Origin of the sequence: Variovorax paradoxus (genome assembly GCF_024734665.1) — a bacterium.
Classification (GTDB): domain Bacteria; phylum Pseudomonadota; class Gammaproteobacteria; order Burkholderiales; family Burkholderiaceae_C; genus Variovorax.
In genome coordinates this window covers 2,796,368-2,807,425 of sequence record NZ_CP102931.1, presented here as the reverse complement: position 1 = coordinate 2,807,425, position 11,058 = coordinate 2,796,368, and the positions used below count along the sequence as shown (strand labels likewise).

Genomic DNA, 11,058 nt, shown 5'->3' with positions numbered 1-11,058 from the left:
TCATTGGCCGCCGGGGCTGGTGTCCACCGACGATGTGCCATAGAACGCGCGCACCGCATCCACGAGGCGCGTGCGTTCGAATTCGGGATGCAGCCGGTAGCGCACAAAGTGCTCGCCCACGAAGAGCAGCGTCACCATCACGGGCGACAGCACATTGGCGAACAACGACCAGTCGGAGAACGGCCGGGTCAGGTAGATGAGGATCGACGCCAGCACCGTCAGCGCAAAGAAGCCGGTCCAGATGCGCGTGAGCTGCGTGGTGTAGGACAGCATGTGCCCCTTGAGCGGGTGCACCCGCTGCGCGAACTGCGTGATCAGCGGCAGGCCCCGGCCACGCAGCGTCGAGCCAAACCAGCCGCACAGCGCGGCGTTGATGGCCACGTGCTGCAGCACGTACAAGCGGTTGGGATCGCCCGCCTCACCCAGGAAGACGAGCGAGAACCCGCCGATACCCAGAACAGCCACGGCGGCAAGGCCCCAGCGACCGAACCAGCTGGCGGCAAGGCCCATGGCCGCGAGCCAGAGCGGACCGAGCAACACCACGACCGCCCACGGTTCCGTGGCATGGAACAGCGTCATCCAGTGGGACAGGCCGGCATACGCCACGCCCGCCACCAGCAGGAGTGCTATTCGCCATCGTGACATGGGATCAGGAAGCCACGCGATGCTCGGCGACGTGGGTCGCGAGCGTGCGCAGCGACTGGAAAATCTGCTGGTTGCGTTCGTCGTCCGAACGCAGTTGGAAGCCATAGCGGCGCGAGACTTCGAGCGCCACTTCGAGGATGTCGATCGAGTCGAGCCCGAGGCCTTCGCCGTAGAGCGGATCGGTCGGCACGATGTCCTCGGGAGCCACTTCGAGGTTCAGCGCGTTCACGAGCAGCACGGCCAGCTCTTTTTCGATCGGCGACTGTTCGGAGGCATCGCCAGTGGCGGGAATGGGGGGCTGAGCAGTCGATGACAAAAAAACCTCCTAAAACTTTTTCCTGAACTACCGTGCGGGCCGTGGATTATAGGAGTGCCGCTTGATTAGACTGCCCGCTTCGATACGACCCGGAGCGCCCCATGGCCGACCCACTTCTGATCGCACGGCACGACATCATCGAGTGCAGTCTTCTCCCCGGCCTGGCCAACCGCCATGGCCTGATCACCGGCGCCACCGGCACCGGCAAGACAGTCACCCTGCAGACCATCGCCGAAAAGCTCTCCGCCATCGGCGTGCCGGTGTTCATGGCCGACGTCAAGGGCGACCTGACCGGTATCAGTCAAAAGGGTGCCATCGGCGGCAAACTGGCCACCACCCTGAAGGAACGCGGCATCGAGGTACCCGAGCCCTCCGCCTGCCCCGTCACGGTGTGGGACGTGTTTGGCGAACAGGGCCACCCGGTGCGCGCCACCGTCTCCGACATGGGGCCTCTGCTGCTGGGCCGCATGCTCGACGTGAACGAAACGCAGGCCGGCGTGCTGAACCTCGTGTTCAAGATCGCCGACGACAACGGCCTGCTGCTGCTCGACCTGAAGGACCTGCGCGCCATGCTGCAGTACGTGGGCGAAAACAGCAGCCAGTTCACCACCCAGTACGGCAACATCAGCGCCGCCAGCGTGGGCGCCATCCAGCGCGGCCTGTTGCAGATCGAAACCCAGGGCGGCGACAAGTTCTTCGGCGAGCCGATGCTCAACATCGCCGACTTCATGCAGACCGTGGGCGGCAAGGGGGTCGTCAACATCCTCGCGGCCGACAAGCTCATGAACTCGCCGCGCCTGTACGCCACCTTCCTGCTGTGGATGCTGTCGGAGCTGTTCGAGCAGCTGCCCGAAATCGGCGACCCCGAGCAGCCCAAGCTGGCCTTCTTCTTCGACGAGGCCCACCTGCTGTTCAACGAGGCGCCCAAGGCGCTGGTGGAACGCATCGAGCTGGTGGTGCGGCTGGTGCGCTCCAAGGGCGTGGGCGTGTATTTCGTTACGCAGAACCCGCTGGACATCCCTGACACGGTGCTGGCCCAGTTGGGCAACCGCGTACAGCACGCGCTGCGCGCCTTCACGCCGCGCGACCAGAAGGCCGTGAAGGCGGCTGCCAGCACCATGCGCCAGAAGCCGGGCCTCGATATCGAGACCGCCATCACCGAGCTTGCGGTCGGCGAGGCGCTGGTGAGCTTCCTCGACGAAAAGGGCCGCCCGAGCGTGACCGAGCGCGTGTTCGTGCTGCCGCCCGGCAGCCAACTCGGCCCCATCACGCCCGACCAGCGCAAGGCACTGATCGCCGGCTCGCTGGTCGCCGGCGTCTACGAGAAGACGGTGGACCGCGAATCGGCCTACGAAAAGCTCAAGGGCCGCGCCGACAGCGCACCCGACGCACCGACCGCGACAGTGCCCGGCGGCAAGGATGCAGCGGCATCGTCGGGTTCCGGCATGGGCGGCGTCCTCAACGACATGCTCTTCGGCACCACCGGCCCGCGCGGCGCGAAGCACGACGGGCTGGTGCAGACCATGGCCAAGTCGGCGGTGCGCACCATGGGTACGTCTGTTGGCAAGGAAATCCTGCGCGGGGTGCTCGGCGGGATCTTCGGCTCCAAGAAGCGCTGAGGTCGACGGCAACCGGCCGCGCACGAAGACCTGCATGTCCACCAGCAAGCTGCCGGACAAGGAGGTCTACGAATTCTGGGAGCGCTGCATCTGGCCGCGCGTGCTGACCCAGAGCGAGCGCGACGTGGTCTACAAGGCGCTCTTCACGCGCGAGCACGGCCCGGGCGAATTCGTCTGCCAGCGCAACGAGATCGCCGACAGCTGGATCGGCGTGATCCGCGGCTTCCTCCGCGTGCAGGACACCTCGGCCGATGGCAAGCCGGTGATGTTCACCGGCGTGGCCGCTGGCGGCTGGATCGGCGAAGGCTCGCTGCTGAAGGTAGAGCAGCGCAAGTACGAGATTGCCGCGACCCGCCCCACCACCACGCTGCACCTGCCGCGCGACACCTTCGCGTGGCTGCTGGACCGCAGCGTCCCCTTCAATCACTTCATGCTGTCGCACCTGAACGAGCGGCTGAGCCAGTTCATCGCGACCGTGAAGTTCGACCGGCTGCTGGAGCCCACTGCCCGCGTGGCGCGCGGCATTGCGAGCCTCTTCCATCCGGTGCTCTACCCGAACACCGACGCCACGCTGCAGATCAGCCAGGAAGAAATCGGCTGGATGGTCGGCGTGTCGCGCCAGCGGGTGAACGTGGCGCTGCACGAGCTCGAAGCGGTCCGGCTCATCAAGACGGGCTACGGCTACATCAACGTGCTCGACAGGCAACGCCTGTCGAGATACCCGACCAATCAGCCCGGCTGAATGCGGCTGAATGCGGCTGAATGCGGTGTAACGCGGCGCCGCTCAGAACGCCACGGAGGCCGGCGCGGCCGGCATGTCCTGCCCACCGGGGCCGTTGCGGAAGGTGGTCGGCGTCCATGGCACCTGCCCCACGCCCGGCTTGCTCCAGTCGCACACGCCATCGGGGAAGGTGGCCTGCAGGCGAACCTGCTGGCCGCCCGTGAAGCCGATGCCGGCGTAGTCGGCCGATGCGAAGTCGATCGGCTTCAGCTGGCACTTGAACACGTCCTCCGACAGCGGACCGCCTGACACGATGCGCACCGACTCGTACGGCTTCACCGGGCAGGCGGCGCTCGTGAAGCCGATGTCCACCAGCTCGGCGTTGGTCGTGCCCGCGGTCGCGAGGCAGAGATCGATCGCGTCGGAGGGCTTGTTCTTCACGACCTTCGCCTCCTTTGCGCCCTGCGACTTGTCGGTCTCGATAGCGCTCAGCCAGCGGTCCATCATCAGGAAGGCCTGTCTGGTCAGCGCGACGCCCGTGCCGGCCGCACTCGCCAGAACCACATGGTTGTCGTGCCCGCCGTTGCCCGCGTCCAGGCGCGCGCGCTGCTCGAAGGTGCGCCACGCCATATGGATGTCGGCGCCGAGCTCGGGCCGCAGGTCGATGATCGGCACCTTCGCGAGGTTCTTCGCGTAGCTGACCAGGCCGCTGCGGTAGAGCGCTGTCATCGCGCCCGGCTGCGCCCTGGCGCGTGCGGCGGGCGTGACGGCCTTGTCGCCCGACCAGACCATGTCGGCGTCCCAGCTGCCGACGCCTTCGTTGAGCGCGACGAACTCTTCCGGCGTGATGGCGCCGGAGCGCAAGGCCTTCAACCCGTACTGCACGCCGGTGTTGTCGTACGGCAGGTTGGGCACGGTGCGGCCGTTGAGGTCAGCGGTGCCGAGGATCGAAGTCATCACGTCGTGGATCGTGCAGCGCACGCCGTCGGGCCGCAGCACCGGGTCGTACACGAGCGCGGCCGGAAAGCCCGGTCCGCAGTTGGTGGCCAGCACGGGGTTCTGCGGCGCCAGGAAGGAATAGACCCAGCTGGTGCAGTAGTCGGCTGTCGGATGGCCCTCGATCGCCGCCCTCGCTGCGGGCGACAGGCCCGCGCCCGGGCCGGTGCCGTAGTAGCGCCAGAGGTTGCCGCAGTCGCGCGTCTCGATCCAGGTCGTCACCGCATCGGGGTAGCTGTAGCCTGTCTGCAAGCCGTCGAGCAGGCCGGGCATCACCGAAGCCGGCACGGTCTGCATCATCGAGCCGCCCGAGCCGCCGTCGGACATGGTGAAGCGGATCTCGCCGTAGGTATCGACGATGTGCTCCTTGACCATCATGATGTTCTCGGTCGCCAGGAATTCGTTGTTGTTGTCGTTGTGGTTGGTCAGCTGCGAATTGACCGTCATGTAGCCGGCCCGCAGCGCGTTGTCGTCGAAGAGCGCGGTGCCCGGGTTCTGCTGGAAGCGGTTGCCCGAGGCCGAGGCGCCCATCTTCCAGAGCACCTTGCCGTTCCAGCCCTTCTGCGGCTCCCAGGGCGTCCAGGGCTTGGCCGGGTCGAAGTACACCGCCACCTGGTATTCGCTGCGGCCCATCGTGCCTAGCTCCACCCGCAGCAGGGCCTTCACGGTGTCGCCACGGTCGGTGGTGAAGTTCGCGATGTCGGCATCCTTCGGGCGCTTGGCCGGGTCGTACTGCACGAAGCAGGCGTAGGGGCCGAACGGCTGCTGGCCGCAGTCGGTGCCTTCCTTGGCCTTGGGCTGGTAGTAATAGGTGTAGACGGTGGGCGCATTGCAATCGGCATCGACGGGGTCGGCGTCGAGCCCGCTCACCTGCGTCGTCACGGTGGCCGAGAGGCCGGTGCCGGGCACAGTCACCGTCGCGACCGTGCCGGCCTTCGTGGCGCAGACCCAGGGCTGGATCGGCGTGCCCGCGAAGATGTTGCCGCCGCGGCCGAAGTTCTCGATGGCCAGCTTGGCGCCCGTCTTGCTGGACTTGAGCGTGGCGGTGAGCGTGTTGCTGCCCACGCGAAGCCCGGTGACCGTGCCGAGCACGCGGCCGTTGGCGCGCAAGGCGAACGCCGAGGACACGTCCTTGCCGTCGAGGTCCACGGCGAGGTCGAGCGCGCTCTTGCCCTCCGGCAGCACGATCTCGACGTAGGCATCGCCGTCGCTGATCATGTCGGCGCGGTTCGACAGCGTGCGGATCTTCAGTTCGCCGACTACCGGCGCGGGTGGGTTGGTCGCGGGCGGCGCGTTGCCCGATGGCGGGACGATCGGCACGAAGCCGCTGCCGCCTCCCCCGTCGCCGCCGCAGTTGATGAGGGAAGCCAATACACACAGGCCCAGTATCCTGAGCCCTGCTCGATAGATGTCTCGCATCGTGTCTCCTTCGTTATTTGAAGAAAAAGGCGACGCGATTCCACTACTTTCGTTTTCTGCGAACTGTTATCGGAACGACATTTCGGGCCCGACTAGGGTTTGTCCCACGGCGGGGACATCGGGCTCTGTCGAGGGCCTACCAGCGCAGCAGGCGTGGCCCGAGCACGGCACCAACCAGCACCGGCACCGCGATCCCGCTCACATACCAGACCGCAAGGAACGGTGCGGTCAGCTCCATGCAGTGCAGCGCATAGACCGCCGCGCCAATGCCCCCGGCAAGCGCCCCTGCCGCGGCCCCGGCCAGCGCCGGCCGCGTGGGCGCCATCCCCTTGAGCGCCACCATCGTGGCCGCGAACACCGGCAGCGCCATCAGCCCGATGCTCAGCGCGCAGACGCGCCATGACTGCCCCATCAGCGAAGGCATGCGCTCCTCGGCCGGCACGGTGAACCAGGCGATCACCGCCAGTACCCACACCGCGAGCACGGGCAGCACCGCGCCCACCCAGGTGCGCCGCGGCTCGACGCCCGGCCGCGCAAGCCGCTCCACGGCCACGAAGCCAGCCGCTGCGATGCACAAGGGAAACAGCACCTTGACCCAGAACATCGGCCAGAACATGGCCTGCACGATGTCGCGCCGCATGCCGTACTCGCCGAACAGGATCAGGAGCGAGAACGGCAAACCCAGCAGCACCGCCAGCCAGATGCGCCGGCTGGCACGGCGGCGCGGCACGGCCACCTCGCCGCTCGCCAGCATCGCGACGAGATCGTCGGTCTTCATGCCGCACCTCCCCAGCTGTTGCCGAACCGGGCGGCCAGCGCCTTGAGCCCCCGGTGAATGCCGACCTTGACCGCCGACTCCGACATGCCCGTCAGGCTCGCGGTCTCGGCAACCGACAGGCCTTCGATCTTCACGTGCACGATCGGCAACCGCTGGCGCTCGGGCAAGGTTTCGAGCAGGCCTCCGAGGTCGCGCTTCGCATCGCTGGCCTCTTCGGCCGATTCGGCGAACACGGCCAGGTCGTCGTCCAGCGGGTCATGCAGGTCTTCGCGGACCGACTTGGCGCGCAGCAGATCGATCATCTTGTAGCGCGCAATCGCATGCACCCATGCCGTCAGCGGCTGGTCGCTCTGGTAGGTGTGGCGCTGGTTGTGCATGGCGAGCAGGCATTCCTGGACGAGGTCTTCCACTTCATCGGGCCAGCCAAAGAGGCGCTTGCCCAGAAAGGCGCGCAGGTGCGCGCTGAGTCGCTGCAGGAAGTCGCGGTAGGCCTTCGCGTCGCCGTCGAGGCCGCGAAGGAACAGGCTGCGCAGCGCCGCTTCCGCGTCGCCTGGGTTCGTCCTGCTGCCTACGGTGTTTCGTTCCATCGGGCTGGCTGGTTACAGCCTTGTCGAAAAAAGTTCCGGTGGATTGTGCCGCGCCCAGCGGCCGGCCCCGGGCCGGGACCTCAAGACACCCGCGTCGGCGTATCCACCACGAGGCCGACGGACTCCTTCACGCATCGCTCGATGATCGGGCCGCTCCTGCTCTTGGTCTTTTCCACGTCCTGCAGATCCGACACGGTGGCGTCCTTCATGACGCCATCGGCCGCGCAGGTGCACAGCTTGGTGAGCTCTTCCTGCGACTTGTTCCCGCGCGATCCAGCGCTCTTGACGCAGCTGTCGATGAAGCTTGTTCTGAAGTTGGTCTTGAAGGCCGAATCGAAGCCCTGCGAGAAGCCTTCGGTGGCCTTGTCGCAGGCAGACAGGCTCAAGACGAGAAATACACAGAGAAGCGTGCGCATTGATTTCCTCCAGCAAAAGATGTTGTGGGTGCGGTCCGTCCAGGCGCATTGTTGTTCAACATCCGCGGGCCGGCGAACAGCGAAGGGGGCCTGCGACCAAGGGCGCGCCCTCGCTTGCCAGCCGCACAAGTGATCGGTACATTGCATTTTTTGAGGGCTACCAATGTCTGCAGACAGCACAACGATCCCTTCCGTCCCGGGCGGCGTCACGCCCCTCCCCCCACTCCATCCCTCGTCGTCGACCGGCCACATCCGTCTGACTTCGCACGCCGGCGGCTTCGGTGCGCTGCCCATTCACTGGGGCGCGGCCACGGCAACCGAGCGCGGGCCGGTGGTCGGCACCACCACCAAGCGGGCGCATCGCAACGTGATCGGCACGCACAGTGGCTCCTACAGCGTGTACCGCGCACTGGCTGTAGCGGCCGGGGCACTCAAGCGCGAGCACAAGGCAGACCTCACCAACACCGCGCCCACCGACGTGATCGGGCCCTACCCGCAGTGGAGCGAGCCGGGGCGCATCGTGTCGCTGGACCCGTGGGGCGCGCTGGTGGCGGATGTGTTCTCCACCGAGCTGGCGGCGGGCTACGACATCCGCCCGACCATCGCGATCACCAAGGCGCATGTGATCCTGCCGGAAGTCATCGAAGCCCTGCAGAGCGGCCGCCTGAAGGCCGACGGCCATTTCCTCACCACTGGCGGTGCCGCGATGGTGACCAAGGCCGCCATCGAACCCGTGTGGTACCTGCCCGAGGTGGCGCGCCGCTTCGGCTGCTCCGAAACCGACCTGCGCCGCACGCTGTTCGAGGAGACCGGCGGCATGTACCCCGAGCTGGTCACGCGCTCCGACCTCGAAGTGTTCCTGCCGCCCATCGGCGGGCAAACGCTCTACATCTTCGGCAACCCGCGTGACCTGGCCAACCCCGAGGTCGAGCTCACCGCGCGCATCCACGACGAGTGCAACGGCTCGGACGTGTTCGGCTCCGACATCTGCACCTGCCGGCCCTACCTCACGCACGCCATCGAGGAGTGCATTCAGGGCGCGCAGCGCGGCGGCGTCGGCCTCATCGCGTACTCGCGCAAGGAAGGCCGCGCGCTCGGCGAAGTCACCAAGTTCCTGGTCTACAACGCGCGCAAGCGCCAGGTGGGCGGCGACACGGCCGACCAGTATTTCGCGCGCACCGAGTGCGTGGCCGGCGTGCAGGACATGCGCTTCCAGGAGCTGATGCCCGACGTCTTCCACTGGCTGGGCATCAAGAAGATCCATCGGCTCGTGTCGATGAGCAACATGAAGTTCGATGCGATCACCGGCTCGGGCATCGAGATCGGCGAGCGCGTGAACATTCCCGACGCGCTGATTCCGGCCGACGCCCGCGTCGAGATGGACGCCAAGATGGCCGCCGGCTATTTCACGCCCGGCCCGGTGCCGGACGCAGAAGAACTGAAGAAGGCCAAGGGCCGGGGATTGAGCGAATGAGCAACCGCAACAGCGACGACAAGAACATGCCCGTCGACGGCTCCGGCAGCCTGCCGCCAGGCGGCGCGGGCAAGGTCGATCCGTCCATCGAGTTCACAGCCGACACCGCGCACCCGGCCGGCGCGGCCAGCCTGCTGCGCACCACCGCAGCCATTCGCCAGCGCGCGGGCGCCCTGCTGGCGCGCGCGCGCCGAGGCGAATCGCCGTGGTTCCGCATCGGCGGCGACAACATGCTCGAAGACGCGGCGCGCACCGTCGCCGAGGTCACGCGCGAGCGCTACCCGTGGGACACCATCCCGTACCACAGCCGCTGGCGCCATTTCGAGGCTGGCGGTGTCAATCGCCTCGAAGAACTCGACGCATTGCTTGGCGAATGCGACGCCCGCCAGCGCGCCCGGGCCCACATCGACCTGGTGCTGGTGAGCGTGCTGCTCGACGCCGGTGCCGGCCCCGACTGGCACTACATCGAATCGGCCACCGGCGAGCGCTTCACGCGTTCCGAGGGGCTGGGCGTGGCGAGCTACCACGCGTTCATGAGCGGGCTTTTCTCGTCCGACCCAAACCACCCCTACCAGGCCGATGCGGCCGGCCTGCGCGGCCTGGTCACCGACCGGCTCGGCGACGCCTTCCAGGTCAGCGAGGTGAATCCGCTGGTCGGCCTGGCGGGCCGCACCACGCTGCTGCGCCGGCTCGGCGAGGCCATGAGCGAGCAGCCCGAGACCTTCGGTGACGACGGCCGGCCCGGTGGCCTGTTCGACGCGCTGGTCGGCCCCTACGGCCCGGCCGCTCCGCCCACCGCGGAGATCACCGCGCACCAGATCCTCTCGCTGCTGCTCGAAACGCTGTCGCGCATCTGGCCCTCGGCCAATGCCGTCGACAGCATCGCGGCCGACGGGAGCGACAGCGCGGGCGGCATCGGCTCCGGCGACCCGGCGCTGGCACTGGGCGACTGCTGGCGCCACAGCGCAGTGCGCGGCCCCGGCCTCACCAACGGCTGGATGCCCTTTCACAAGCTCTCGCAGTGGCTCACGTATTCGCTGCTCGAACCCTTCGAATGGGCCGGCGTGAAGGTGCGCCACCTCGATGCGCTCACCGCCCTGCCCGAGTACCGCAACGGCGGCCTGCTGATCGACAGCGGCGTGATCGTGCCGAAGGACCCGGCCTTTCTCACCCGCCGCTGGAAGGCGAGCGACGAATTCATCGTCGAATGGCGCGCGCTCACCGTGGCGCTGCTCGACGAAGTGGCGCCGCGCGTGCGCAAGGTGCTCGACCGCACCGAGGAAGAGCTGCCGCTGGCCTGCGTGCTCGAAGGCGGCACCTGGGCCGCGGGCCGGGCGCTGGCACAACGCTTGCGTGACGGTGCTCCACCTCTGTTGATCGAGAGCGACGGCACCGTCTTTTAGACTCCCGGGTTCAGCAGCAACGGTAGAAAAAATCCAATGAGCAACGTCCACCTCGTCAATCACCCCCTCGTCCAGCACAAGCTCACGCTGATGCGCCGCAAGGATGCGTCCACCAACAGCTTCCGCCGGCTCCTCAATGAAATCAGCATGCTGATGGCCTATGAGGTCACGCGCGACATGCCGATGCAGGACATCGAGGTCGAAACCCCGCTCGAGACCATGCAGGCCAAAGTCATCGACGGCAAGAAGCTGGTGCTGGTTTCCATCCTGCGCGCCGGCACCGGCATCCTCGACGGCATGCTCACCGTGGTGCCCGGCGCACGCGTCGGCCACATCGGCCTGTACCGTGACCCGAAGACGCTGACGGCCGTCGAGTACTACTTCAAGATGCCCGGCGAAATGGAGAACCGCGACGTGATCGTGGTCGACCCGATGCTGGCCACCGGCAACTCCGCCGTGGCCGCGGTTGAGCGCCTGAAGGAGCTCAACCCCAAGTCGATCAAGTTCGTCTGCCTGCTGACCTGCCCCGAAGGCGTGGCGACGATGCAGAAGGCCCATCCGGATGTGCCGATCTATACCGCAGCGATCGACCGCGAGCTCAATAGCCACGGCTACATCCTGCCCGGCCTTGGCGACGCAGGCGACCGGATTTTCGGCACCAAGTAAGGCCCCGACGCCACGATT

General features: G+C 67.1%; 11 protein-coding genes. 5 read left to right on the top strand and 6 right to left on the bottom strand.

Annotated features, from left to right (window positions below):
* On the bottom strand, positions 1 to 645 hold the full coding sequence (locus NWF24_RS13225) for a COG4648 family protein (protein WP_258354538.1): 645 nt from the start codon (positions 643 to 645) through the stop codon (positions 1 to 3).
* 4 nt (positions 646 to 649) lie between these two features.
* The gene (locus NWF24_RS13220; protein WP_116908994.1) at positions 650 to 961 is read right to left on the bottom strand and encodes a phosphopantetheine-binding protein; all 312 of its coding nucleotides are present in this window, start codon (positions 959 to 961) and stop codon (positions 650 to 652) included.
* Positions 962 to 1,062: 101 nt separating this feature from the next.
* Here NWF24_RS13220 and NWF24_RS13215 point away from each other — a divergent pair, with 101 nt between their 5' ends.
* Together NWF24_RS13215 and NWF24_RS13210 are read left to right on the top strand one after the other, a co-directional pair.
* Positions 1,063 to 2,580, top strand: coding sequence for a DUF853 domain-containing protein (locus NWF24_RS13215; protein WP_258354537.1), 1,518 nt, complete (start codon positions 1,063 to 1,065; stop codon positions 2,578 to 2,580).
* A 34-nt stretch (positions 2,581 to 2,614) separates the two neighbouring features.
* Positions 2,615 to 3,322, top strand: coding sequence for a Crp/Fnr family transcriptional regulator (locus tag NWF24_RS13210; protein WP_258354536.1), 708 nt, complete (start codon positions 2,615 to 2,617; stop codon positions 3,320 to 3,322).
* A 42-nt stretch (positions 3,323 to 3,364) separates the two neighbouring features.
* Here NWF24_RS13210 and NWF24_RS13205 read toward each other — a convergent pair whose 3' ends face one another.
* From NWF24_RS13205 to NWF24_RS13190, 4 genes are all read right to left on the bottom strand, one after another.
* Positions 3,365 to 5,716, bottom strand: coding sequence for a DUF6351 family protein (locus NWF24_RS13205; RefSeq protein ID WP_258354535.1), 2,352 nt, complete (start codon positions 5,714 to 5,716; stop codon positions 3,365 to 3,367).
* Between the two features lie 136 nt (positions 5,717 to 5,852).
* Positions 5,853 to 6,494 (bottom strand): NrsF family protein, encoded by a 642-nt coding sequence (locus NWF24_RS13200; protein ID WP_093056951.1) that lies wholly within the window; start codon positions 6,492 to 6,494, stop codon positions 5,853 to 5,855.
* Positions 6,491 to 7,081 (bottom strand): sigma-70 family RNA polymerase sigma factor, encoded by a 591-nt coding sequence (locus tag NWF24_RS13195; protein ID WP_258354534.1) that lies wholly within the window; start codon positions 7,079 to 7,081, stop codon positions 6,491 to 6,493. Before NWF24_RS13195 ends, NWF24_RS13200 begins: the two co-directional genes overlap by 4 nt.
* A gap of 80 nt (positions 7,082 to 7,161) precedes the next feature.
* Positions 7,162 to 7,497 carry a hypothetical protein gene (locus NWF24_RS13190; protein WP_258354533.1) on the bottom strand — a complete coding sequence of 112 codons (336 nt, stop codon included), beginning with the start codon at positions 7,495 to 7,497 and terminating at the stop codon, positions 7,162 to 7,164.
* A gap of 163 nt (positions 7,498 to 7,660) precedes the next feature.
* On the opposite strand from NWF24_RS13190, the gene NWF24_RS13185 reads away from it, so the two are divergent.
* From NWF24_RS13185 to upp, 3 genes are read left to right on the top strand one after another with little or no spacing between them, the layout of a single operon-like run.
* Positions 7,661 to 8,971: a GTP cyclohydrolase II gene (locus NWF24_RS13185; RefSeq protein WP_258354532.1), complete on the top strand. Its 1,311-nt coding sequence runs from the start codon at positions 7,661 to 7,663 to the stop codon at positions 8,969 to 8,971.
* Positions 8,968 to 10,374: a URC4/urg3 family protein gene (locus NWF24_RS13180; RefSeq protein ID WP_258354531.1), complete on the top strand. Its 1,407-nt coding sequence runs from the start codon at positions 8,968 to 8,970 to the stop codon at positions 10,372 to 10,374. Before NWF24_RS13185 ends, NWF24_RS13180 begins: the two co-directional genes overlap by 4 nt.
* Positions 10,375 to 10,410: 36 nt before the next feature.
* Positions 10,411 to 11,040, top strand: coding sequence for a uracil phosphoribosyltransferase (gene upp / locus NWF24_RS13175; RefSeq protein WP_007837874.1), 630 nt, complete (start codon positions 10,411 to 10,413; stop codon positions 11,038 to 11,040).
* The last annotated feature ends 18 nt before the right edge of the window (positions 11,041 to 11,058 follow it).

Bases quoted from the DNA above. Each gene is read 5' to 3' on its own strand.
- NWF24_RS13200 (WP_093056951.1), bottom strand. From the start codon at position 6,494: ATGAAGACCGACGATCTCGTCGCGATGCTGGCGAGCGGCGAGGTGGCC.
- NWF24_RS13185 (WP_258354532.1), top strand. From the start codon at position 7,661: ATGTCTGCAGACAGCACAACGATCCCTTCCGTCCCGGGCGGCGTCACG.
- NWF24_RS13180 (WP_258354531.1), top strand. From the start codon at position 8,968: ATGAGCAACCGCAACAGCGACGACAAGAACATGCCCGTCGACGGCTCC.
- NWF24_RS13210 (WP_258354536.1), top strand. From the start codon at position 2,615: ATGTCCACCAGCAAGCTGCCGGACAAGGAGGTCTACGAATTCTGGGAG.
- NWF24_RS13225 (WP_258354538.1), bottom strand. From the start codon at position 645: ATGTCACGATGGCGAATAGCACTCCTGCTGGTGGCGGGCGTGGCGTAT.
- upp (WP_007837874.1), top strand. From the start codon at position 10,411: ATGAGCAACGTCCACCTCGTCAATCACCCCCTCGTCCAGCACAAGCTC.
- NWF24_RS13205 (WP_258354535.1), bottom strand. From the start codon at position 5,716: ATGCGAGACATCTATCGAGCAGGGCTCAGGATACTGGGCCTGTGTGTA.
- NWF24_RS13195 (WP_258354534.1), bottom strand. From the start codon at position 7,081: ATGGAACGAAACACCGTAGGCAGCAGGACGAACCCAGGCGACGCGGAA.
- NWF24_RS13215 (WP_258354537.1), top strand. From the start codon at position 1,063: ATGGCCGACCCACTTCTGATCGCACGGCACGACATCATCGAGTGCAGT.
- NWF24_RS13190 (WP_258354533.1), bottom strand. From the start codon at position 7,497: ATGCGCACGCTTCTCTGTGTATTTCTCGTCTTGAGCCTGTCTGCCTGC.